This window comes from Cupriavidus sp. GW823-FHT07B10, assembly GCF_058794355.1.
The window spans coordinates 351,001-373,293 of the sequence record NZ_JBXAGS010000001.1; the positions used below are offsets into that span (position 1 = coordinate 351,001).

19 protein-coding genes and 1 tRNA gene are annotated in these 22,293 nt (G+C 67.3%); 8 read left to right on the forward strand and 12 right to left on the reverse strand.

The features are described from left to right. Positions 1-14: 14 nt before the first annotated feature. Positions 15-1,175 (reverse strand): signal recognition particle-docking protein FtsY, encoded by a 1,161-nt coding sequence (gene ftsY, locus AC1Q6V_RS01770; RefSeq protein WP_011614476.1) that lies wholly within the window; start codon positions 1,173-1,175, stop codon positions 15-17. 218 nt (positions 1,176-1,393) lie between these two features. Between ftsY and AC1Q6V_RS01775 the strand changes: the two genes are divergently transcribed. The 5 genes from AC1Q6V_RS01775 to AC1Q6V_RS01795 all read left to right on the forward strand — a co-directional run bounded on the left by AC1Q6V_RS01775 (position 1,394) and on the right by AC1Q6V_RS01795 (position 6,163). Next, the gene (locus AC1Q6V_RS01775) at positions 1,394-2,941 is read left to right on the forward strand and encodes a M16 family metallopeptidase (RefSeq protein WP_010814799.1); all 1,548 of its coding nucleotides are present in this window, start codon (positions 1,394-1,396) and stop codon (positions 2,939-2,941) included. 9 nt (positions 2,942-2,950) lie between these two features. Beyond that, complete coding sequence (locus tag AC1Q6V_RS01780) at positions 2,951-4,333, forward strand: M16 family metallopeptidase (RefSeq protein ID WP_454749204.1); 1,383 nt, start codon at positions 2,951-2,953, stop codon at positions 4,331-4,333. Between the two features lie 82 nt (positions 4,334-4,415). Then, a complete protein-coding gene (gene rsmD / locus AC1Q6V_RS01785; protein ID WP_084187366.1) occupies positions 4,416-5,108 on the forward strand; it encodes a 16S rRNA (guanine(966)-N(2))-methyltransferase RsmD in 693 nt (230 codons plus the stop codon). A gap of 240 nt (positions 5,109-5,348) precedes the next feature. Beyond that, entirely contained in the window at positions 5,349-5,834 is a 486-nt protein-coding gene (gene coaD, locus AC1Q6V_RS01790; protein ID WP_010814369.1) for a pantetheine-phosphate adenylyltransferase, read from the forward strand. Positions 5,835-5,902: 68 nt separating this feature from the next. Beyond that, complete coding sequence (locus tag AC1Q6V_RS01795; RefSeq protein ID WP_010814370.1) at positions 5,903-6,163, forward strand: YfhL family 4Fe-4S dicluster ferredoxin; 261 nt, start codon at positions 5,903-5,905, stop codon at positions 6,161-6,163. A gap of 395 nt (positions 6,164-6,558) precedes the next feature. Here the strand turns inward: AC1Q6V_RS01795 and AC1Q6V_RS01800 are convergent, their stop codons facing one another. The 9 genes from AC1Q6V_RS01800 to AC1Q6V_RS01840 form a co-directional block, all read right to left on the reverse strand. Beyond that, entirely contained in the window at positions 6,559-7,713 is a 1,155-nt protein-coding gene (locus AC1Q6V_RS01800; protein ID WP_454749205.1) for an IS110 family RNA-guided transposase, read from the reverse strand. Between the two features lie 97 nt (positions 7,714-7,810). Beyond that, positions 7,811-9,661 (reverse strand): PhoX family protein, encoded by a 1,851-nt coding sequence (locus AC1Q6V_RS01805; protein WP_011614478.1) that lies wholly within the window; start codon positions 9,659-9,661, stop codon positions 7,811-7,813. Positions 9,662-9,857: 196 nt separating this feature from the next. Further along, entirely contained in the window at positions 9,858-10,454 is a 597-nt protein-coding gene (gene pth, locus AC1Q6V_RS01810; protein ID WP_454749206.1) for an aminoacyl-tRNA hydrolase, read from the reverse strand. 151 nt (positions 10,455-10,605) lie between these two features. Next, entirely contained in the window at positions 10,606-11,223 is a 618-nt protein-coding gene (locus tag AC1Q6V_RS01815; RefSeq protein WP_010814373.1) for a 50S ribosomal protein L25/general stress protein Ctc, read from the reverse strand. Positions 11,224-11,355: 132 nt separating this feature from the next. Next, positions 11,356-12,309, reverse strand: a complete 954-nt coding sequence (locus AC1Q6V_RS01820) for a ribose-phosphate pyrophosphokinase (RefSeq protein ID WP_010814374.1) — start codon at positions 12,307-12,309, stop codon at positions 11,356-11,358. Between the two features lie 94 nt (positions 12,310-12,403). Continuing rightward, positions 12,404-12,480 (reverse strand) — tRNA-Gln (locus AC1Q6V_RS01825). Between the two features lie 59 nt (positions 12,481-12,539). Continuing rightward, positions 12,540-13,418, reverse strand: a complete 879-nt coding sequence (gene ispE / locus AC1Q6V_RS01830; protein ID WP_010814375.1) for a 4-(cytidine 5'-diphospho)-2-C-methyl-D-erythritol kinase — start codon at positions 13,416-13,418, stop codon at positions 12,540-12,542. Between the two features lie 8 nt (positions 13,419-13,426). Continuing rightward, complete coding sequence (gene lolB, locus AC1Q6V_RS01835; RefSeq protein WP_010814376.1) at positions 13,427-14,020, reverse strand: lipoprotein insertase outer membrane protein LolB; 594 nt, start codon at positions 14,018-14,020, stop codon at positions 13,427-13,429. A gap of 93 nt (positions 14,021-14,113) precedes the next feature. Further along, a complete protein-coding gene (locus AC1Q6V_RS01840; RefSeq protein WP_454749207.1) occupies positions 14,114-16,069 on the reverse strand; it encodes a tetratricopeptide repeat protein in 1,956 nt (651 codons plus the stop codon). Positions 16,070-16,223: 154 nt separating this feature from the next. Here AC1Q6V_RS01840 and mutM point away from each other — a divergent pair, with 154 nt between their 5' ends. The 3 genes from mutM to mutY all read left to right on the forward strand — a co-directional run bounded on the left by mutM (position 16,224) and on the right by mutY (position 20,604). Continuing rightward, positions 16,224-17,102, forward strand: coding sequence for a bifunctional DNA-formamidopyrimidine glycosylase/DNA-(apurinic or apyrimidinic site) lyase (gene mutM, locus AC1Q6V_RS01845; protein ID WP_010814378.1), 879 nt, complete (start codon positions 16,224-16,226; stop codon positions 17,100-17,102). Between the two features lie 278 nt (positions 17,103-17,380). Continuing rightward, positions 17,381-19,333 carry a dynamin family protein gene (locus tag AC1Q6V_RS01850; RefSeq protein WP_011614482.1) on the forward strand — a complete coding sequence of 651 codons (1,953 nt, stop codon included), beginning with the start codon at positions 17,381-17,383 and terminating at the stop codon, positions 19,331-19,333. Between the two features lie 92 nt (positions 19,334-19,425). Next, positions 19,426-20,604, forward strand: a complete 1,179-nt coding sequence (gene mutY / locus AC1Q6V_RS01855; RefSeq protein ID WP_011614483.1) for an A/G-specific adenine glycosylase — start codon at positions 19,426-19,428, stop codon at positions 20,602-20,604. A gap of 4 nt (positions 20,605-20,608) precedes the next feature. On the opposite strand, the gene AC1Q6V_RS01860 is transcribed toward mutY, so the two are convergent. Then, positions 20,609-21,268, reverse strand: a complete 660-nt coding sequence (locus tag AC1Q6V_RS01860) for an LON peptidase substrate-binding domain-containing protein (RefSeq protein WP_010814381.1) — start codon at positions 21,266-21,268, stop codon at positions 20,609-20,611. Between the two features lie 91 nt (positions 21,269-21,359). Continuing rightward, positions 21,360-22,244, reverse strand: a complete 885-nt coding sequence (gene rapZ / locus AC1Q6V_RS01865; protein ID WP_010814382.1) for an RNase adapter RapZ — start codon at positions 22,242-22,244, stop codon at positions 21,360-21,362. Positions 22,245-22,293: the final 49 nt, after the last annotated feature.

Consider the following 22,293-nt stretch of genomic DNA (forward strand, 5'->3'; position numbering starts at 1 on the left):
TTCGCAACCGGGCCTTACCCCAGCAGCGCTTCGGCGAACTCATCCGCCTTGAACGGCTGCAGGTCCTCCACCTTCTCGCCCACGCCAATGAAATAAACCGGCACAGGGCGCTGGCGCGCGATAGCCGCCAGGATGCCGCCCTTGGCGGTGCCGTCGAGCTTGGTCACGATCAGGCCGGTCAGGCCCAGCGCGTCGTCGAAGGCGCGGGTTTGCTGCAGGGCGTTCTGGCCGGTGTTGGCGTCGATCACCAGCAGCACCTCGTGCGGCGCGCTCGGCATGGCCTTGCTGATCACGCGCTTGACCTTCTTGAGCTCTTCCATCAGGTGCAGCTGCGTCGGCAGGCGGCCGGCGGTGTCGGCCATGACGATGTCGATGCCGCGCGCCTTGGCCGCATTGACGGCGTCGAAGATCACCGCCGCCGGGTCGCCGCTTTCCTGCGCCACCACGGTGACGTTGTTGCGTTCGCCCCAGATCGTCAGTTGCTCGCGCGCGGCGGCGCGGAAGGTATCGCCGGCGGCCAGCAGCACCTTCTGGTCATAGCGCTGGAAGTGCTTGCACAGCTTGCCGATGCTGGTGGTCTTGCCGGCGCCGTTGACGCCCGCGATCATCATCACCAGCGGCTGCTCGCGGCCCAGCGCCATGGTTTTTTCCAGCGGGCGCAGCAGCTGCGTCAGCAGCTCGCGCAGCGCCGCCTTGACGCCTTCGGCGGTCTCGATGCGCTCGGCCTTGACGCGCTTGCGCAACTCGCCCAGCAGGTACTCGGTGGCTTCCACGCCGGCATCTGCCATCAGCAGCGCGGTTTCCAGTTCTTCGAACAGGGCCTCGTCGACCTTGACGCCGACGAACAGCGTGCCGATGTTGCGGCTGGTCTTGGACAGCCCGGTACGCAGCCGATGCATCCAGCCCAGCTTCGCTTCAGCGGTCTGGGCGGGCGGCGGGACCAGCTCGAGCGCTTCGGCCGGTGCGGGCGCCGGCAGGGGGATCGGGGCCGCCACGGGCGCTGGGGCAGGGGGTGGCACTTGCGCCGGGACCGGTGCCGGTGCGGGCGCAGGGACTGGCGCAGGCGTGGGGGCCGGTGCCGGTACGGGGGCGGGGACCTCGACCGGAGCGGGGGCCGGGGCTGGCGCCTCGGCGGGCGCGGGCTCGGCCTTGCGCTTCTTCCAGAAACTAAACATTGGGGAATGGAGTCAATACCGGGGCCGATACCCTGGCGGCAGCCAAATGCCAGCAGGCAACCGGTTATAAATCAATGGGTTACGCAGGCATCGCGATGGCTGGGGAGAAAGCGTTGTGGTCCCGGCCGGCGATTGCGTATAGTTCGCTACATGGCAGATTCATGCGCGCAGTCTTGCGCACGTGAGTCGATCGGCAAAATTCTAGCAGACGGGGTCGCATGAACCATTGCGCTGTCCTGGCCGCTGCGGGCGCACAAGGCACCAAAGCCTGCGTCGCAACGCGCTTCCAACGCCTTTCACCTTCCTCCAAACCGCTTCCCGCCCGCGCCGCGCGTCTCGCGCGGCGAGTCATTCCCACGCTGCTGCTGGCCTTGCTGCCGTGGTCGATGCCGGCAGGGGCGCAGGGCGTGGTGGCTTCGCCGATGCCCGGCACGCAGACCGCCCCGGCCGGCGCGACCGCGCATGGCACGACCGAATACCGCCTGTCCAACGGGCTGCGGCTGATCGTCAAGGAAGACCACCGCGCGCCCACGGTGGCGCACCAGATCTGGTACCGCGTGGGCGGCATCGACGAGGTCAGCGGCACCACCGGCGTGGCGCACATGCTCGAGCACATGATGTTCAAGGGCACGCCCAAGGTCGGCGTGGGCGAGTTCTCCAAGCAGGTGGCTGCGCTGGGCGGGCGTGAGAACGCCATGACCAACCGCGACTTCACCATGTACTACCAGCAGATCGGCAAGCAGTACCTGCCGAGGATGATGGAGCTGGAGGCCGACCGCATGGCCAACCTCGTCATCACCAAGGACGAGTTCGAACGCGAGATGAAGGTGGTGATGGAAGAACGCCGCCTGCGCACCGATGACTCCGCGCGCGGCACCGTCTATGAGCAGTTGCTGGCCACGGTCTACACCGCCGCCGCGTACCGCCACCCGGTGATCGGCTGGATGGACGACCTGGTCAATATGCGCGTGGACGACGTCAAGGAGTGGTACCGCCACTGGTACGTGCCCAACAACGCCATGGTGATTGTCACCGGCGACGTCAAGGCCGAGGAAGTGCGCGCCCTGGCCGAGCGCTATTACGGCAAGCTCAAGCCGCGTACGCTGCCGCTGCGCAAGGACCAGGAAGAGCCGGCGCAAAAGGGCATCAAGCGCATCTGGGTCAAGGCGCCGGCCGAGAACCAGTACATGGTGATGGCCTACAAGGTGCCGCGCCTGCGCGATATCGAGAAGGACGTCGACCCCTACGCGCTGGAGGTGCTGGCGGCCGTGCTCAACGGCTACGACAACGCACGACTGACGCGCGAACTGGTGCGCGAGCAGCGCCTGGCCGACGACGTCAACGTCGGCTATGACAGCATCAACCGCGGCGAGTCGCTGTTCGTGCTCGACGGCACGCCCGCCACAGGCCACAACACCGACGAGATCGAGCGCGCGCTGCGCGCCGAGGTCCAGCGCATCGCCAAGGAGGGCGTGTCGCCGGAGGAGCTCAAGCGCGTCAAGGCGCAGGTGGTGGCCGGCCAGATCTACAAGCGTGATTCGGTGTTCGGGCAGGGCATGGAAATCGGCGTGTCCGAGATCTCGGATATCTCCTGGCGCCAGATCGACCGCATGCTCGACAAGATCAAGGCCGTCACGCCGGCGCAGGTGCAGGCCGTCGCCGCGAAGTATTTCAACGACGACAACCTGACCGTGGCCACGCTGGTGCCGCAGCCGATCGATCCGAACAAGCCCAAGTCCCAGGCCCCGTCGGGCCTGCGCCACTGAGGAAAGGCGATGACTCAGTCCGTCACCACCCCGCAGCGTGCGCTGCGCAAACTGGCCGGCGCCGCATTGGGCGCCGTGGTCCTGCTGGCTGCGCAACTGGCGCAGGCCGCGATCCCGATCGAGCACTGGACCGCGTCCACCGGCGCCAAGGTGTTCTTCGTGCACAGCCCGTCGATCCCGATGCTCGATGTCAATATCGACTTCGACGCCGGCAGCCGCTATGACCCGCCGGGCAAGGCCGGGCTGGCCACGCTGACCGCCGCGCTGCTGGACAAGGGCGCCGCCGCGCTGGAGGGCCAGCCGGCGCGCGATGAAGCGAAGATCGCCGATGGCTTTGCCGATACCGGTGCGGCCTTTGGCGGTGCTGCCGGCGGCGACCGCGGCGGCATCGGGCTGCGCACGCTGACCGCGCAGCCGGAGCTGGACCAGTCGGTCGCGCTGGCCGCGCAACTGATCAAGGCGCCGACCTACCCGGACGCTGTGGTCGGGCGCGAGAAGCAGCGCCTGATCACCGCCATCCGCGAAGCCGACGCCAAGCCCGGCGTGATCGCCGACAAGGCGCTGGCCAAGGCCATGTACCCTGACCACCCCTATGGCGTGGCCGCGACCCCGGACAGCGTGGCGTCGATCACGCGCGACGACATCGTCAGGTTCTGGCGCGACAACTACGGCGCGAAGCGCGCGGTGGTGACGCTGATCGGCGCGGTCGACCGCAAGCAGGCCGAAGCCATTGCCGAGCAGCTCACGCGCGGGCTGCCGCCCGGCAGCGCGGCGCCGGCCATGCCGCAGGTGCGCCTGAACATCGCCCCGAGCGAGCAGCGCATGCCGCATCCGGCACAGCAGTCCAGCGTGGCCATCGGCCAGCCGGCCATTGCCCGCGGCGACCCCGATTACTTCGCGCTGCTGGTGGGCAACTACGTGCTGGGCGGCGGCGGTTTCAGCTCGCGCCTGACTGACGAGGTGCGCGAGAAGCGCGGCCTGACCTACGGCGTGGACAGCTACTTCGCGCCGTCCAAGCAGCCGGGTCCGTTCGGCATCAGCCTGCAGACCAAGAAGGCGCAGACCGACGAAGCGCTGGCGCTGGTGCGCCAGGTGCTGACGCGCTTTGTCGCCGAGGGCCCGACCGAGAAAGAGCTGCGCGCGGCCAAGGACAACCTCATCAACGGTTTCCCGCTGCGCATCGACAACAACCGCAAGCTGCTGACCAACGTCGCCAATATCGGCTGGTACGGGCTGCCGCTGGATTACCTGGACACCTGGACCGCACAGATTGGCAAGGTCACGCGCGAGCAGGTCAGGGCCGCCTTCCAGCGCCATGTGCGTCCGGACAATATGGCGACGGTGATCGTCGGCGGCCCGGTCGCGGCGCCTGCGACTGCCGCCAGGCAGTGATGCCGGCGCCGCTTGGGCCCGTCATGAGCGCCGGGGCTCCGGTGCGTGCGGCGAACCGGCCCGCAGGCTCTACAATCACGGGATGAATTCGCGTTCCCGATTGCCGTCGCCCGCCACCGGCGGGCGACCCGCCTCTCCTGCCGCTGCCAGCGGCGGGCGTTCCCCCGTTTCCGCGGCGCCACGCCAGGCACCGCGCCAGGAGCCGTCCCAGGTCCGCATCATCGGCGGCCGCTGGAAGCGCACCTTGCTGCCCGTTCCCGATGCTCAGGGCCTGCGCCCCACGCCCGACCGCGTGCGCGAGACGCTCTTCAACTGGCTCGGCCAGGACCTGTCCGGGCTGGAATGCCTGGACCTGTTCGCCGGCTCCGGCGCGCTCGGCTTCGAGGCCGCCTCGCGCGGCGCCGCCGCGGTCACGCTGGTCGAGTCCAATGCGCGCGTGGCCAAGCAGCTGCGCGACAACCAGTACCGGCTCGACGCGGCTCAGGTGCGCGTGATGCAGGGCGATGCCTTTGCCATTGCCGCGCAACTGCCCGATGCCAGCTTCGACGTGGTCTTCCTGGATCCGCCCTTCGCCGAGGACTGGATCGGGCCGGCGCTGGAGCACGCGGCGAGGCTGTCGCGGCCCGGCGGCGCAGTCTATGTCGAGACCGACCATGCGCTGACCGGTGCCGACGCGCCGGTGCCGGCGTCGCTTGAAATCGTGCGCCACGCGCGCGCCGGCGCGGTGCATTTCCACCTGCTGCAGCATCGCGTGCCGGGCAACGGCGCTGCCTGATGCACCAGTCTGGGGCGATGGTCCGGGTAGGCCTGTTCTGCAATGAGGAAGGTCCCCTTCCTCAATGGGAAACGGCTTCATAGCTGCGCTGCGGCAAAACGGTGCGCCGGGCGGCTTCCAAGTGGCGCATTTGGGGTTACACTACGCCGCTGTTACAACGCTCGCGACGCAGCACCCACGCCGGTCCGGCCGGCGCAAGAGGCGGCCCAAGGCCGGCAGCGGGCAGATCAAGGAGGAAGTATGGTCATCGCGGTCTATCCCGGCACGTTCGATCCAATGACCCGGGGACACGAGGATCTGGTCCGCCGTGCGTCGAACATCTTCGACGAACTGGTGGTCGGCGTGGCGCACAGCCCCAACAAGCGCCCGTTCTTTTCGCTCGAAGAGCGCATCGGCATTGCCCGTGAAGTGCTCGGGCATTATCCCAATGTGCGCGTCGAAGGCTTTTCCGGCCTGCTCAAGGACTTTGTGCGCAACAACAATGCGCGCGTGATCGTGCGCGGCCTGCGCGCGGTGTCCGACTTCGAGTACGAATTCCAGATGGCAGGCATGAACCGCTACCTGCTGCCCGACGTGGAAACCATGTTCCTGACGCCGTCGGACCAGTACCAGTTCATCTCCGGCACCTTCGTGCGCGAGATCGCGGTGCTGGGCGGCGATGTCAGCAAGTTCGTGTTCCCGTCGGTGGAACGCTGGCTGCAAGAGAAAATCGGCAAACCGGAATAAAATAGCAGACTCAGATACGTCGAGTCGCGGCCAGTCGGGCGCGGGCGTGTCCGCAGGAAGGAAACACCATGGCGCTGATGATCACTGACGACTGCATCAACTGCGACGTTTGTGAACCCGAGTGCCCGAACGAAGCCATTTCGATGGGGCCCGAGATCTATGAAATCGACCCCAACAAGTGCACCGAGTGTGTCGGGCACTTCGACGAGCCGCAATGCCAGCAGGTCTGCCCGGTCGCCTGTATCCCCAAGGATCCGAACCGCGTCGAAACGCATGAGGTCCTGATGCAGCGCTACCGGCTGCTGACGGCCGCCAAGCACGCGGCCTGACCCGCAGCTTCAGCAAGGCAAAAAAAGCCCCCGGCACCGCAAGGTGACGGGGGTTTAACTTTTCCCCAGTTACTGCTGGTACTACCTTCTATGAGCAGTTGTTTGTCAAGCCCTTCCCACGACCGTGATTAAACCTTTCTACGTGTAGCTATAGTCTGAAGCCGTTTGTGCGCGCGTCAGACGTGACGTCCGACCACCTTCTATCCGCCGGCGCTTGGCCGGCCTCATCCTGCATGCGCATTACGCCGGAATCATCAACCAGGAACATGCCCCATCTACATGAATCGGTTGCATCAGCAACCCAGGGAGTACACGGGCATGCTCACCTCAGACCATTTGTGCTTGCGTAGTTGCCCTGACCGACCGTTACCTCCTTCCTGCAAGCTTCTTGGAGCCTATGCCGACTTGAGCCGTGCGCCTTCGGGAATCTCACCGTCTTTCAGATAGCGCCACAGAGCAATGGCCAGTCGCCGTGCGACGGCAACGATCGCGATGCGCCGAGCCCGCCGGTTTGGTCCCGTGCTCTGGGTGCGCTCGTTGAACCAGCGTGTGAGTGCGCTGTCCGGCTGGTGGCGCAGCCAGCACCACGCCATTTCGACCAATAACGCGCGTACTCGTCGGTTGCCCTGTTTGCTGATTCCCTGGTCGACCTGGCTCTCGCCGCTGTCGTAGGGCTGGGCCACGAGCCCCGTACAGGCACCCACCTGGCGCCGGTTGCTGAACTCCCTCCAGAAGAGTTCGAGCGCGAGGCGCGACGCGCCCACTTCGCCAATTCCTTTCAGGCGCGCCAGGTCATCGCGGCGCTGGCGTGCGGGTGCGGGCAGACTGGCCTGCCGCGTTTTCTCCAGCGCCGCGAGTTGCTGCTGCACCAGCGCCAGCCGTTCGCACTCGCGCAGCAGCCGCTCGCGCATTTCGGGCGGCAACGGCGCGCCGTCGTGACACTTCACCTCGTCACGGGCGAGCCGGAGGGGGAAGTGCCTGTGATCCACCTCATCCCAGCACCCGAGCGTGGTCAGCAATTTGCGCATGCGGTCGAGGTGCTGCAGCAGTTCCTTCTGCAGTTGCCCTCGATCGCGCATCAGGTGCCGCGACGCTTCGTCCTGCGGCGGTGGCACGTGGACCACGTGCATCCGGTCGCGCTCGCCGCGTAGCCATGCGCGCAGGTTGATTACGAGCTTGATGACATCGAGCCGGTCGGTCTTCGCGCGCCGCTTGTGGCGTTCGACCGGAATGCTTGCCGGATCGATGACGTAGCACTCGATGCCGCGCGCCTGAAGCGCGCGACAGATCCAGAATCCGTCTTGCCCGGCCTCGTAGCTTACGACGACGCGCAGACCTGCTGGTAGCGACCACTTATCTTTGTGTTGCTCGATCAGGTCCAACACCGCCTGCAGACGCGCTGAGGCTTGCGGCTGCGCGACCGTATGCACCGCAGGCTGCTCGCGGTGCCCGTCGTGCAACGCGACCTTCCACTTCGCGCCCGCTAGTTCGAGCGAGACTGCCAATACTCGCTCCTCGGTACCCGAGAATGTCTGATCTGTACGACGCATGATGACCTCTCCTGTGAGTCAAGCACGACACGCTGATTCTAAGTCTCAGCATCGGCTTGTCGAGGGCCCTGCTCATAGGATCTACTGCACTGCGCGGTCACGCACCGATCGGCTTGCCGTCGCCACGGCGCACCACGATGGTGGACGAGCGCGGCGGCTTGGCCGCGTCCGGCCACGCGCCGGTGGGGTGCTGGATGTTGATGAAGCAGGTGGTCAGGTCCGGCGTGTAGGCGATGCCGGTGATCTCGCAGCCGGTCGGGCCGACCAGGAAGCGCTTGGACTGACCCGTCGGCGAGATGTAGTACATGCTGTTGTTGCCGAACGTGCTGGTGTAGGTGGCGCTGGTGCTGGAGTCGGTCTGCACCCACAGCCGGCCCTGCGGGTCGACGCGCAGGCCGTCGGGGCTCGAGAACGTGTCGCCGTTGATGTTGCCCTTCAGGTTGTCGGTGGCCAGCGACGGGTCGCCGGCCTGTAGCAGGATGCTCCACGTGAACGTGGTCGCCAGCGGCGAATTACCGGCTTCGTTCCACTTGACGATATGGCCGTGCAGGTTGTTCTTGCGCGGGTTGGCGGCGTCGGTCTGCTGGCGGCCGCTGTTGTTGGTCAGCGTGCAGTACAGGGTCTTGTCAGGTGCGGCCGTGATCCACTCGGGGCGGTCCATCAGCGTGCCACCGGCCACGCGCGCGGCCGACTTGGTGTTGATCAGCACGTCGGCCTGGCTGGCGAAGTCGACCGTGGTCGGCGCCGGCGAGACGGCCGACTGGGTCCAGTTGCCCGGATCCGAAGCGCCCACGGTCAGGCCGTTCTTGCCCTGCGTCAGCTCGATCCACTGGCCGCTGCCGTCGGCGTTGAACCTGGCCACGTAGAGCGTGCCGCTGTCCAGCAGGTTGGCATTGGCGGCGCGGTTGTTCGGATCGAAGGCCTTGCTCGGGATAAATTTGTAGATGCAGCCCGGCGTGCCGTCGTCGCCCATATAGAAGGCGACGTTGTTGCTGGCGTCGGTCAGGAAGGCGACGTTCTCATGGTCGAAGCGGCCCATCGCGGTGCGCTTGGCCGGCGAGCCCAGCGTGCCGTACGGATCGACTTCCACCACCCAGCCGTAGCCGTTCTCAGCCTGGGTCGGGTCGATGTAGTTGTCCGTGCTCTCTTCGCAGGTCAGGTAGGTGCCCCACGGGGTATGGCCGCTCGAGCAGTTGTTGAGCATGCCGACTACGGTCGATCCCACCACCGAAGCAGCCGGGCCGCCCACGCGGTACAGCGTGTTGCCGGTGTAGCGCTTGTTGTAGATCGAGTCGCGCTTGACCTGCCACTTGCCGCTGGCTGCCAGTTCCACTTCGATCACCGAGATGCCGACCGCTGACAGCGCGATGCGCTTCTGCTCGGGACTGGCCGTGGCGGCGTCATAGGTGCCGCCCGCGAACAGGATCTTGTAGTCCGGCAGCTCGTGGTTGATGGCGAGCAGGCCGCCCTTCTGCGGATCGACACCCGGCAGCGCGAAGTAGTGCATGCCGTCGTGGTTGCCGCCGGCCTGGCGCTCGGTTTCGGCCGAGGACTGGAACGCGCCGGCATAGCCGGTGGCACCGGCTTCGACCGGGTCGCCGGCGGAGAACAGCACGTCGACGCTGTAGCCATTGGGCACGACCACGGCATCCGCGGTCGACTTGGCGACCGGCTCGAAGGTGACGTCGTAGCTCGGGGCGGCCGCGGCGGGCGCTGGGGCCGGAGCAGGTGCGGGGGCCGGTGCCGGTGCGGGATCGTCATCGCCGCCACAGGCGGCCAGCAGGCCGCTGCCGAACGCCGAGGCCAGCGACAGGCCCAGGCCGCCGCGCAGCACCCGGCGGCGGGCCGGGTTGGCGGCTACGATGTCTTCGAGCATCTGGCCGGGCACGTCAGCGTCGGGCTTGGCAGCGCGACTGGCGGCCCGCGCTTGATCGGTCAGGTACGACATGGGCTTTCCTCCTGTGGGTTGTCATGCGCATCGGCCACCATGCGATACCGACGCGATTGGAAACCACGGAATGTATGTGCCGCCCATGGCACTTTGATGACATATTGTCTGCAACAGCAGTCTTGGGCCGCCAAACCACGACGGGCCGCAGATGCGGCCCGTTTTCATACTCTTGTCGCAGGAATATGCGTATTTGTCAGCGCGTGGTATGCAGTTGCGCCATGGCGCATTCGGCATCGCCGCGTGCCAGCAGGCCGAGCGGCTCGATGCAGCGGTCGATGGCGGCATCGATGGCTTCCTGCTCCTCGCGCCGCGGCGGCTTGAGCACGAAGTTGACGACGTCCTCGCGGCCCGCGCCGGCGCCGCCGGGCGCGTTGCGCGGATGGCCCACGCCCAGGCGCAGGCGCCAGTAGTCCTGCGTGGACAGGTGGGCCGAGATGTCCTTGAGCCCGTTGTGGCCGCCCGCGCCGCCGCCGCGCTTGAGCTTGGCCGCGCCCGCCGGCAGGTCCATCTCGTCGTGCGCGACCACGATCTCGTCGGGAAGGACCTTGTAGAAGCGCGCGAGCGACACCACGGCCAGGCCGGAGCGGTTCATGAAGGTCGACGGCTTGAGCAGCCAGATGTCCTGGTCCCACAGCCGCGCACGCGCGGCCAGGCCGTGGAAGCGGCCTTCCACGCGCATCGTGGCGCCGCCCATGCGGGCCAGCTGGTCCACCAGCCAGAAGCCGGCGTTGTGTCGGGTGGCCTCGTACTCCGCACCGGGATTGCCGAGGCCGACGATGAGCTTGATCATGCGTTTGACTGGGTCGTTGGCGCGCAAGGCTGCGCCACAAGCGCCAAGGATACCGAAAAACCGGCAGACGGCTGCCGGGCGAAAAAAAACCGCCGCAAGAAGCGGCGGTTTCTTCGTGGCGCGGCCGGCAGGCCGCGACCGCTGCTGCAGCTTAGGCAGCCGGCGTTTCGCCAGCGGCTTCGCCGCCTTCGGCAGCTTCCGACACGGCACCAGCCGGTTGCGAGATGCTGGCGACGGCCGGGTTGTCGTCACCGTGGGTGATCACGGTCACGCCCTTCGGCAGCTTGATGTCCGACAGGTGGACGGTCTGGTTCAGCTCGACGGCGGCCAGGTCCACTTCGATGAACTCGGGCAGGTCGGCCGGCAGGCACGAAACTTCCAGGTCGTTCAGGATGTGGTTGACGATGCCGTGGCCCAGCTTCACGCCAGGAGCGGTTTCCTGGTTCATGAAGTGCAGCGGCACCTTGACGTGGATCTTGTCGTTGGCCGACACGCGCTGGAAATCGACGTGCAGCACCAGCGGCTTGAACGGGTGCATCTGGAATGCGCGCAGCAGGGCCTGTTCCGACTTGCCAGCGACTTCCAGTTCCAGGATCGACGAGTGGAACGCTTCCTTCTTCAGGGCGTGCCACAGCGCGTTGTGATCCAGTTCGATCATCTTCGGCTCGGCGGCGCCGCCGTAGATGATGCCGGGGGTCTTGCCCGAATTGCGCAGGCGGCGGCTCGCACCCGTTCCCTGTACGCTACGCTCGAAAGCGACAACTTTCATGATGACTCCAAAAGTAAGAAGGCCGTCCGCGACCAGACAGCCTCGTTGCGGCGCAAACAGAAAATGATGCGCCGATCAAGTCACGTTGATCGCCGAAAAACGGCGATCAACGCAGTAAAGCCTTAAATTCTATCAGGAACCCGCAAACAGCGACATGATCGAGTCGCCCTTGACGATGCGGGTGAAGGTCTCGGCCAGCAGCGGGGCGGTCGAGAGCTGGCGGATCTTGGTGCACTTGGCGGCTTCTTCGGACAACGGGATGGTGTCGCACACCACCACTTCGTCCAGCGCCGAGTCCGCGATGCGGGCGGCCGCGCCACCCGACAGCACCGGGTGCGTGCAGTAGGCGAAGACCTTCAGCGCGCCGCGCTCCTTCAGCACCTGGGCGGCCTTGCACAGCGTGCCGCCGGTGTCGATCATGTCATCCATGATGACGCAGTTGCGGCCGTCGACTTCACCGATGATGTTCATCACCTCGGCCACGTTGGCCTTGGGACGACGCTTGTCGATGATCGCCAGGTCGCAGTTCAGTTCCTTGGCCAGTGCGCGGGCACGGACCACGCCGCCGACGTCCGGCGACACCACCAGCAGGTCGCCGTAGTTCTTCTCGCGCAGGTCGCCCAGCAGTACCGGCGAAGCGTAGATGTTGTCGACGGGAATATCGAAGAAGCCCTGGATCTGGTCAGCGTGCAGGTCCATCGTCAGCACGCGCTCGACACCGGCGACTTCCAGCATGTTGGCCACGACCTTGGCCGAGATCGCGACGCGCGCCGAACGCGGGCGGCGGTCCTGGCGCGCATAGCCGAAGTAGGGCATGGCGGCGGTGATGCTACGTGCCGAGGCGCGCTTGAGCGCGTCGACCATCACCATCAGCTCCATCAGGTTGTCGTTGGTCGGCGCGCAGGTGGACTGCAGCACGATGACGTGCTTGCCGCGAACGTTTTCCTGGATATCAACTTGAACTTCGCCGTCGGAGAAACGGCCAACCAACGCCTTGCCCAGGGGAATGCCGAGGTGCTGTACGACAGCCTCCGCGAGTTTGGGGTTGGCGTTGCCGGTAAATACCATCAAGCCTTCGCTGCTCATTCGGGGCACCTGTCTTGCTGCTGGGGGAGCTTGGTGTCACCGGCAAAGCCGGTGACTGATACAGAGAGTCCGTAAGGACACTATAGGAATGTAATGGCAGGGGAAGAAGGATTCGAACCTTCGAATGCCGGAATCAAAATCCGGTGCCTTGACCAACTTGGCGACTCCCCTACACAACCGGGCCGTTCTTCGTGGTACCAGACTGCCGTACCGCGCCGAACGAAAACTTGCTACGCGAGCGCTGCGAGCGGATGACGTGCCAGACTGCGCACACACCTGCCGTCCCATTCGGGAGGCAACCTTTCCAAAACCTGCTGCGCTGTTGTTGCGTCGGGAAAACGCGCAAACACGCAGGCTCCGGAACCGGTCATCCTGGCATGCTGATTGTGTTGCTTCAGCCATGCCAGGGCTCGGGCGACTTCGCCGAACTTCGCTGTTGCTATCGGTTCCAGGTCGTTGCGACCGAAATCGAATTTGTTTGTGCGAGCAGCGAAGACCGCAATTATGGAGAGCGGCGTATCCCTTGTCAAGCACTCGTCCGAAAAAATTTCAGCGGTGGGGACATGCTGTTTCGGGTGGATGACCACGAACCAGCTCTCGGGCAGCTCGACTGGCGTCAGGTCCTCGCCGATGCCCTGTGCAAAGGCGTTCTGGCCCAACACGAATACTGGCACGTCGGCGCCCAGCGCCAGCCCGATGCGCATCAGTTCGGCACGCGCAAGGCCCAGTCCCCACAGGTGATTCAGCGCCAGCAGCGTGGTGGCGGCATCGGACGAGCCGCCACCGATGCCGCCGCCCATCGGCAGCACCTTGTCGATGGCTATGTCGGCCCCGAACGTGGCACCGGTGGCCGCCTGTAACGCGCGCGCGGCGCGCACCACCAGGTCGGTCTCGGCCGGCACGCCGGGCACGTCGGTGACGCGTGCGACCACGCCGTCGTCGCGCCGGCGGAAATGCAGCGTGTCGCACCAGTCGACCAGCTGGAACACGGTCTGCAGCGTGTGGTAGCCGTCGGCGCGGCGGCCGGTCACGTGCAGGAACAGGTTGAGCTTGGCCGGCGCGGGGCAGTCGCGCAGTTCGGGCGGGGGCAGGGGCTGGCTGCGATGCATGGCGTGGTTCACGGCGTCCGGGGATCGATCACGAGGCGCACCGACAGCGGATTGCTGCCGGCGTCGCGCGCCAGGTCGATGCGGCGCGGCACCTGGGCGGCTGCGTCCTGCCAGGCGACGTAGCGCACGGTCCAGCCGTTCTGCGCCAGCGTGGCCAGCCGGCCCTGCTCGTCGCGCGTGGTGCGCGCGGGCGCGCCCTGCGTGGCGCGGCCGTGCAGCCAGTCGCGCATGCCGGCCACTGGCAGCGCAAAGCCGAGCGCTTCCTCCATCAGGGTGTCGACCTCTGGCGCGTTGCGCGGCGGCTGGTTGGGCAGGTCGAGCGTGGCGCCGGACGGTGTGGCGGTGACCACGGCCAGGGTCTGGCCGAGCGGGGACACCAGGTCCAGCCGCACGTTGCGGCCCTGCTCTTCCCAGCGGAAGCTTCCCTGCACGCCTTCGTCGCGCCCGTAGCGCACGTAGTTGGCGGAGAAGCGGCCGGTGTATTGCTGGCTGGCGGCGGCCTGGTCGCCATCAAAGCTGCGCGACGGTGCCACGCTGGCACACGCCTGCAGCAGCAGCGGGGCGCCAAGGCAGAAGAGCGCCAGGCGTCGGGATCGGTTCATGGGCTTGGTCGTGAGAACGGCGGCGCGGCGGCGTCCGCCGGCTGACGGAAATCCGGCGCCGCGGACCCGGGCTGCGGGTCGCGGCGGGCGGGGTTACTTGGACACTTGCACGTTGACCTTGTAGCGGCGCAGCGTGTCGACCAGGGTCTCGTTCTCGGGGTCGATGCGGACGGCCTCGGTCCAGGTCTTGCGCGCTTCGTCATGCTCGCCGAGCTGCCACAGCACCTCGCCCAGGTGCGCGCCGATCTCGGCCTCGGGCGCCTTGGAATAGGCATTGCGCAGCAGGTCGGCCGCCGGGCGCAGGTCGCCCATGCGGAATTTGACCCAGGCCAGGCTGTCCATGATGTACGGATCGTCCGGCCCCAGCTCGGAGGCGCGCTCCAGCAGCTTGAGCGCCTCGGGCAGCCGCTCGTTGCGGTCCGCCAGCGAGTAGCCCAGCGCGTTGTAGCCCTGCTTCTGCTGCGGCTGCAGCGCAATCACCTTGCGCAGGCCCTTCTCCATGCTGTCGTAACGCTTCTGGCGCTCGTCGAGCATGGCCAGCTCGTAGATCCAGTCGGCGTTGTCGGGCTCGGCCGTAATGCGGTCGTTGAGCAGCTTGCGGGCGCGGTCATAGGCTTTGCTTTCCATCAGCGTGGCCACCTCGGCCTGGCGGATGGCGGTCATGCGCTGCGCGCGCTGGCCAGGATCGGAGATGTCCTCGGCGTCGGTGAGCATCTCGCCGAAGAGCGCCTGGGCGTCGTCGAGCTTGCCCATGCGCGCCAGCAGCTGTGCGCGCTTGGCGGTCGCCGCGGGCGCCAGCCGGATGTCCTCGATGCGGTCCAGCCACCGGATGGCGCCGGCGTAGTCCTTGCGCTCCTCGGCGATCTGCGCCAGGTACTGGTAGGCAATGTCGGGGTTGGCGGTGGGCTGCTTCTCTACCAGCTGCAGGTATTCCTTCAGGTACTGCTCGGCCTCGCCGTAGCTCTTGGCCTGCAGGCTGGTCAGGCCCAATGCCAGCGGCACGCGCGGGTCGCCCGGGGCTACCTTGCGCAGGGTCTCGAACTCCTGCCGGGCCGACTGCATGTCGTTGCGCAGCAGATACAGCCGCGCCAGCGTGATATGGCCGTTGACCGAATCGGGCGACTTGTCGAGGAAGCGCTTCAGGATCGCGACGGCTTCGTCGGGCTGCTTCTCGGCGCGCAGCTCGGCCGCCATCAGCGCGGCCGCTTCATAGCCCGGGCGCAGCCGCAATGCCTGGTCGAGCGCGGCGAGCGCGCCCGGCTCGTCGCCGGCGACTTCCCTGGCGCGCGCCAGTGCCAGCTGCGTTTCCGGCAGCTTGGCGTCATTCTTGGTCAGGTCCTGCAGCAGTGTGGCCGCGCCGGCCGCATCGCTGGTGCGCGACAGCTGCTGCTGCAGCTGCAGGATGGCCTCGCCTCGCTGGCTGGCCGGCACCGCCGCCAGCTGTTGCTGCAGCAGGGGCCGGGCATCGTCCCAGCGGCCGTTGAGCACCAGCAGCGTCGACAGCACCTGCGCTGCCGCGGGCGAAGTCGGAGAAATCTCCTTCCACAGGCGCGCGGAGTCCAGTGCCTGCTGCGGGATGCGCGCATTGAAGGCGATCTCGGTGGCGCGCTGCGCGAAGCGCGGGTCGCGGGTCTGCCGGGCCAGTTCCATGTAGGTCCGGTAGGCCGGGCCGACCAGGCCGCGCTGCATGGAAATCTCCGCGGCCAGCACCATATAGACGATGTCGTCGGTCAGCTCCAGCGACGGCAGCGCGCTGCGTGCGGACCTGGCGGCGGCGGGGCGCTCGCTTTCGGCCGCGGCCAGCTGCAGTGCCGATGGCAATGGCATGGCGCCCGCAGGCGGCGCGGCGTGGCTGGCGCCGGCGGCCAGGGCCAGCAATGCCGAGGCGGCCAGCGCACGCGCATGGCGGCGGGGCGCCTGGAAAAACCGGGCCAGGGCGCCAGCCGTGCGCGCTGTGCGGGAAACGGCGCCCGGAAAAGCGATCGGGAGGCCGCCCGCGGTGGCTTGCAATGTGGAGTCCGGCATCAGGTCCGGCATGAGGTCCGACATGTAGTGATTGCTCCGGCGCGCGCTGGCGAGGGATGAGAGAAAGCGCATTGATAAAGGGCATTGTAGCCTGCCGCTACAATGCGCTGCTTGGCGCCGCAGGCCGGTGCCCGCAGGCGCCGCTGGAGTTTTGAGCGGTAACCAACGGAGAGGTTCGATGCCAGAATTGCCCGAGGTCGAGGTGACCCGGCGCGGCTTGCTGCCGCATGTAGTGGGACGGCGCATCGCCGCGGTCACGGTGCGCCACCGCGGCCTGCGCTGGCCGGTCGATCCGCAACTGGAAATGCGGCTGGCCCAGCGCGTGGTGCGCCGGATCGAGCGCCGCGGCAAATACCTGCTGCTGGAATGCGTGAGCGAGGCGGCGGGCGAGCCGGCCGGCTGGCTGCTAGTCCACCTGGGCATGACCGGGACGCTGCGGGTGCTGCCCGAGGCGCCGCCGCCTGGCGCGCACGACCACCTTGACCTGGTGCTGGCCCCCGGGCCCGGCGCCGCGCTGGGCACCAAACCGGGAACCATCGTGTTGCGTTTCCGCGATCCGCGCCGCTTCGGCGCCATCCTGTGGAGCACGCTGCCCGAGGCTGAACTGCCGTCGCACCCGCTGCTGCGCACGCTCGGCATCGAGCCCTTCGATCCTGCCTTCGACGGCGCCTGGCTGCACCGCCACACGCGCGGGCGCAGCGCCGCCATCAAGACCGTGCTGCTGGCCGGCGGCATCGTGGTCGGCGTGGGCAATATCTATGCGTCCGAAAGCCTGTTCCGCGCCGGCATCCGTCCGACCACCCCGGCCGGGCGCCTGAGCCGCGCGCGCTGCGACCGCCTGGCGCAGGCGGTGCGCGAGACCCTGGCACAGGCAATCGAGCGCGGGGGCAGCACGCTGCGCGACTTTGTCGGCAGCGACGGCGCCAGCGGCTATTTCCAGCTGGATTGCCTGGTCTACGACCGCGCCGGCCAGCCATGCCGGGTCTGCGCCACGCCGGTGCGCCAGATCGTGCAGGGCCAGCGCTCGACCTTCTACTGCCCGAACTGCCAGCACTGAGCCTTGGCGGCCACCCCGGGCAGGCGCCGTGTGGCGCACAATGCGCGCCGCCGGCGATTGTCGATGGGTCGGCGCAACACTCCTTGTGCAAGCCATTACTGAGGGGCGTGAATTCCACAAAACCGTCGTGGAAACCTGTATCGTGTGCGCAGTCATAAAAAGTTACAAAATGGCCCGCCGCCTGCAGGTAGACCGTGGTCGGGCCGGCATTGTGCGAACACGGGCGCAGCGCGAAAGCGGCGTGCCCCGAGGTAAAACCAAGTCAGCCGAACAGCTCCATGACAACGCTCGCCCACCAATTCGAACAATACGGCGCCTGGAGAACCGGGGTCCTCCAGTCACTGGCCGAATTCCAGTCCTGGCTGCAGCAGCACGACCTGTACGACGCCCAGGCCGATGACCGCGTGCAGCGCATCCAGAGCGTGCTGCGCAGCGACCGGCTCAAGGTCGCGTTCATTGCCGAGTTCTCGCGCGGCAAGAGCGAGCTGATCAACGCCATCTTCTTTGCCGACTACGGGCGCCGCATCCTGCCGTCGTCGGCGGGGCGCACCACGATGTGCCCGACCGAGCTGCGCTACGACGAGGCCGAGCCGCCGTGCATCCGGCTGCTGCCGATCGAGACACGCCTGCAGGAGGCCTCTACCGCCGACTTCCTGGAGGCCGGCACCTCGGCTTCGCACTGGCATTCGGTGCCGCTGGACCCGTCTTCGCCCGAGGGCATGCTGGCTGCGTTCCAGCACGTGGTGCAGACCGTGCGCGTGCCGCCGGCGCAGGCCGAGGCGCTGGGCCTGTACCACGAGAACGATCCCGATGCCGCCTACGCGGTCGATGCCGAGGGCATGGTCGAGATCTCGCGCTGGCGCCACGCCGTCATCAATTTCCCGCATCCGCTACTGCGCCAGGGCCTGGTGATCCTTGACACGCCGGGCCTGAATGCGATCGGCACCGAGCCCGAGCTGACGCTGCGGCTGATCCCCGATGCCCATGTGGTGGTGTTCGTGCTGGCCGCCGATGCGGGCGTCACCAAGAGCGACCTGGAGCTGTGGCGCAGCCATGTCGGCGCCGGCCACCGGCGCGGCTGCCTGGCGGTGCTCAACAAGATCGACGGGCTGTGGGATCCGCTGCGCGAGCCGGGCGAGATCGCGCAGGAGATCGCGCGGCAGGTGTCCACCACCGCGCAGGTGCTGGGCATCGAACAGTCGCGCGTCTATCCGGTATCGGCGCAGAAGGGCCTGGTGGCCAAGGTCACGCACGACGACGAGCTGCTGGCGCGCAGCGGCCTGCCCGAGTTCGAGCACGTGCTGTCCGACCAGCTGATCCCGCGCCGGCGCGAGATCGTCTCGGACCAGGCGCACCGGCTGGTGCAGGACATGGCGCGCGCCGCGCAGCAGCTGCTGCAGAGCCGCCGCCGCGATATCGTCGAGCAGCTGTTCGAGCTGCGCGGCCTGCGCGGCAAGAACCACGCGATGGTCAAGCACATGCTGATGCGGGTGCAGGGCGAGAAGGAAGAGTTCGAGCAGAGCATCAGCAAGTTCCAGGCGCTGCGCCTGGTCTTCGGCCGCCACAGCGCCGACATCATCAAGAGCCTGCAACTGCGCGACGTGCGCCTCACCATGCGCAGCGCGCGCGAGCAGATGAAAGAGCGCTTCTTCTCGCGCGGACTGCGCGAAGACATGGACGCGCTGTTTGCGCAGCTGACCAGGCTGGTGACCGATGCCGACAACAAGATCGGCCAGCTGCACCAGCTGATCGAAAGCATGTACCGGCGCTTCAACGCCGAGCACGGCTTCACGCTGCCCGCGCCGATGCAGTTCACTGCCGAGCGCTACGTGGCCGAGCTTGAGGAAACACTGCGCCTGGTGCATGCGCACTTCGGCACGGTCAGCATGCTGACGCGCTCGCGCCCGCAGCTGGTCCAGAGCGCCTTCAGCACCATGGCCAGCCGCGTGCTGGAGAACTTCCGCGACCTGAACCGCGATATCGAGGTCTGGCTCAAGTCGGTAATGACGCCGCTGGAAGCGCAGGTGCGCGAGCACCAGAAGCAGCTGCGCCGGCGCGTCGATTCGATCGAGCGCATCCACGAGGCCACCGACACGCTGGAAAGCCGCATTGCCGAACTCGAGGAAGTGCTCAACGGCCTGGACGAGCGCAGCGGCCGTATCGAGGGCTACGCGCAGCGGCTGCTGCGGCCGACGGCTGCAGCCGACAGCGCGAGCCTTGCGGTGGCCTGATCCTGAAGCCGGTATATCATGTGGCGCCGCACTTAGCGGCGCCTTTTCCTTTGGTGCGCCGCGCGCCCCGCGCTTCAGAACGTTTCACCCAGATGCCCCGCAAACCAGCCCCTCGCGCTGTTCCCGCCATCCCCGACGATATCTGCGTGCCGCCCGACTTCGGCGCCAGCGTGGTCGACTGGCAGCGCCAGCATGGCCGGCACGACCTGCCGTGGCAGAACACGCGCGACCCGTACCGCATCTGGCTGTCGGAGATCATGCTGCAGCAGACCCAGGTGAGCGCGGTGATCGACTACTTCCAGCGCTTTGTCTCGCAGCTGCCCACGGTGCAGGCGCTGGCGGCGGCGCCTGCCGACCAGGTCATGGCGCTATGGGCGGGGCTGGGCTATTACTCGCGCGCACGCAACCTGCACCGCTGCGCTATGCAGGTGGTGAGCGAGCATGGTGGCCGTTTCCCGACCGATCCCGCGGTGCTGGCCACATTGCCCGGCATCGGCCGCTCCACCGCCGCGGCAATCGCCGCGTTCAGCGCCGGCGTGCGTTCTCCAATCCTGGATGGCAACGTCAAGCGCGTGTTCGCGCGCTGCTTCGGCATCCACGGCCATCCGGGCGAGCGCGTGGTGGAAACGCGCATGTGGCAGCTGGCCGAGCTGGCCTTGCCGGCCGCAGGCCCGCGCCAGGCCGAGGACATGATCGCCTATACGCAAGGGCTGATGGACCTGGGCGCCACGGTGTGCTCGCGCGGCAAGCCGGCCTGCCTGGCCGATGCCGGTGCGTGCCCGCTGTCGGCCGACTGTGTGGCGCGCCGCGACGGGCTCACCGGCGTGCTGCCCACGCCCAAGCCGCGCGCGGCCATCCCCGAGCGCAGCACGGTAATGCTGCTGGTGCGGCGCCAGCGCGAAGTGCTGCTGCGCCTGCGCCCCGGCAGCGGCATCTGGGGCGGCTTGTGGAGCCTGCCGGAGATGCCGGTCGACAGCGTGCCCTTCGACACGGAAGCCGCCGAGGCGGCGGCGCTCGACTATGCCCGCGCCTTCGGCAAGCCCGCGCGCGCCGCACTGACCGGCGAGCTGACCCATGTGTTCACGCACTTCCGCCTGCTGATCCGTGCCATCCGGGTCGATGTGAGCGCGGACGGCGCAAGCCTGATGGCGCAGGACGGCGCCGCGGAAGCCGCGCAGCGCTGGATCTCGCTTGACGATCTCGATGCGGTGGGTACGCCCGCGCCGGTGCGCAGGCTGCTGGAGGACCAGGCCCGCGGCGGGCTGTTCTGAGCGCCTAGAGCATGTGGTTCTGGCGCATGTAGCGGTGCACGATCTCGATGCGCATGCCGGCATCGGGCAACGCCATCAGCATCTGCTTGGCCTTGAGCGGCACCGGCAGCAACTCGCACAGCCGGTTGGCGACCCAGCTCGGGTCGTCCCACAGGTAGGGCTCGTCGAATGGCAGGCGGTCGGGTTGCTCGGCATGGAGCCGCGTGACAATGCGCCGCAGCGCATCCAGGCATTCGCCCAGCAGCTCCAGCTTGCAGTCGATGATGTCGGGAGGAAGCACCTCGGCGCGCGCAACCAGCAGGCCGTCGTCGCGGGTGTCATGGCTGACGATATGGAAGCGCTCGCGGCCGCGCGCACGGATCAAGAGCACGCCCAGCTGTTCCATGTTGCAGTCGACGATCTCCGCCAGGCAGCCGATCAGTTCCGGCACGGTGGGCTGGTCCGGCCGGGCCACTTCCTCGCCGCTTTCGATCAGGCAAACGCCGAAGGGAGTGTTGTCGCGCAGGCAGTTGCGCACCATGTCGACATAGCGCGCCTCGAACACGCGCAATGGCAGCCGTCCACCGGGAAACAGCACGGTGTGCAACGGGAACAGCGGCAGGTTGTCGAGCGTCCGCGGCGGATCTTCTGATGCCGTGGGACGGTAGAGGTCGGTCGAGGACATGCAGTGCCAGCTTGGGTATCGCGCAGCAATGGGCCAGCCGGCCAACGCGGCGCGCAGATGCCAATGATGCCAGTGGGCAGTCCCGCCTGCGTCAGCCCGCCGGTGCGAGCTCTCGGTGTCTCACCAGCACATTACCATGCGCCCGGAAGTAGTTGGCAAGCCTTTCCGCAATATAGACCGAGCGATGCTGGCCGCCGGTGCAGCCGATCGCCACGGTCAGGTAGCTGCGGTTGTCGGCAATGAAACTCGGCAGCCACTTTTCCACGTAGGCGCGGATATCCTCGGCCATCGCCAGCACCATTGGCTGGGCCTGCAGAAAGTCGATCACCGGCGTGTCGCGCCCCGTCAGCGGGCGCAAGGCCAGGTCGTAATAGGGGTTGGGCAGCGAGCGCACGTCGAACACCATGTCCGCATCGCTGGGCACGCCGTGCTTGAAGCCGAACGACTCGAATAGCAGCGTCAGCCGCTGGCTGTCGTCGCGGATCAGCTCCTTGATCCAGCTGCGCAGCGTATTGGTGCGCACATTGCTGGTGTCGATGCGGTGCGCGGCCTCGGCCAGCGGGCTCAGCAGCGCACGCTCCATCTCGATCGCTTCCATCAGCGCGGTGTCGTTGAAGGCGGGTTCACCGCCCGGGCCCGGCACGCCGTCGGTACGGACCGAGAGCGGGTGGCGGCGGCGCGTCTCGGAGTAGCGCTGCACCAGTGCGTCGGTGCTGGCGGTCAGGAACACCACCTCGACCTGGTGCTCAGCGGCCAGCGCGCGCACGGTGTCGGGCAACTGGTCGAGCGACTCGCGGCTGCGGATGTCAGTGGCGACGCCCAGGTGCGTATAGCCCTGGCTGTCGAGATAGCGGGTCAGTTCCGGGATGAACTGAGCCGGCAGGTTGTCCACGCAGTAGTAGCCTGCGTCTTCGAGCACGTTCAGTGCGACGGACTTGCCGGAACCGGATATGCCGGTGATGAGGATGATGCGCATAGCAACTGAAGCATAGCATCACGTGATGAAGGCGTCATGACACCACGCG

Coding starts and splice junctions, on each gene's coding strand:
- ftsY (WP_011614476.1), bottom strand. CDS start 1,175: ATGTTTAGTTTCTGGAAGAAGCGCAAGGCCGAGCCCGCGCCCGCCGAG.
- AC1Q6V_RS01775 (WP_010814799.1), top strand. CDS start 1,394: ATGAACCATTGCGCTGTCCTGGCCGCTGCGGGCGCACAAGGCACCAAA.
- AC1Q6V_RS01780 (WP_454749204.1), top strand. CDS start 2,951: ATGACTCAGTCCGTCACCACCCCGCAGCGTGCGCTGCGCAAACTGGCC.
- rsmD (WP_084187366.1), top strand. CDS start 4,416: ATGAATTCGCGTTCCCGATTGCCGTCGCCCGCCACCGGCGGGCGACCC.
- coaD (WP_010814369.1), top strand. CDS start 5,349: ATGGTCATCGCGGTCTATCCCGGCACGTTCGATCCAATGACCCGGGGA.
- AC1Q6V_RS01795 (WP_010814370.1), top strand. CDS start 5,903: ATGGCGCTGATGATCACTGACGACTGCATCAACTGCGACGTTTGTGAA.
- AC1Q6V_RS01800 (WP_454749205.1), bottom strand. CDS start 7,713: ATGCGTCGTACAGATCAGACATTCTCGGGTACCGAGGAGCGAGTATTG.
- AC1Q6V_RS01805 (WP_011614478.1), bottom strand. CDS start 9,661: ATGTCGTACCTGACCGATCAAGCGCGGGCCGCCAGTCGCGCTGCCAAG.
- pth (WP_454749206.1), bottom strand. CDS start 10,454: ATGATCAAGCTCATCGTCGGCCTCGGCAATCCCGGTGCGGAGTACGAG.
- AC1Q6V_RS01815 (WP_010814373.1), bottom strand. CDS start 11,223: ATGAAAGTTGTCGCTTTCGAGCGTAGCGTACAGGGAACGGGTGCGAGC.
- AC1Q6V_RS01820 (WP_010814374.1), bottom strand. CDS start 12,309: ATGAGCAGCGAAGGCTTGATGGTATTTACCGGCAACGCCAACCCCAAA.
- ispE (WP_010814375.1), bottom strand. CDS start 13,418: ATGCATCGCAGCCAGCCCCTGCCCCCGCCCGAACTGCGCGACTGCCCC.
- lolB (WP_010814376.1), bottom strand. CDS start 14,020: ATGAACCGATCCCGACGCCTGGCGCTCTTCTGCCTTGGCGCCCCGCTG.
- AC1Q6V_RS01840 (WP_454749207.1), bottom strand. CDS start 16,069: ATGTCGGACCTCATGCCGGACCTGATGCCGGACTCCACATTGCAAGCC.
- mutM (WP_010814378.1), top strand. CDS start 16,224: ATGCCAGAATTGCCCGAGGTCGAGGTGACCCGGCGCGGCTTGCTGCCG.
- AC1Q6V_RS01850 (WP_011614482.1), top strand. CDS start 17,381: ATGACAACGCTCGCCCACCAATTCGAACAATACGGCGCCTGGAGAACC.
- mutY (WP_011614483.1), top strand. CDS start 19,426: ATGCCCCGCAAACCAGCCCCTCGCGCTGTTCCCGCCATCCCCGACGAT.
- AC1Q6V_RS01860 (WP_010814381.1), bottom strand. CDS start 21,268: ATGTCCTCGACCGACCTCTACCGTCCCACGGCATCAGAAGATCCGCCG.
- rapZ (WP_010814382.1), bottom strand. CDS start 22,244: ATGCGCATCATCCTCATCACCGGCATATCCGGTTCCGGCAAGTCCGTC.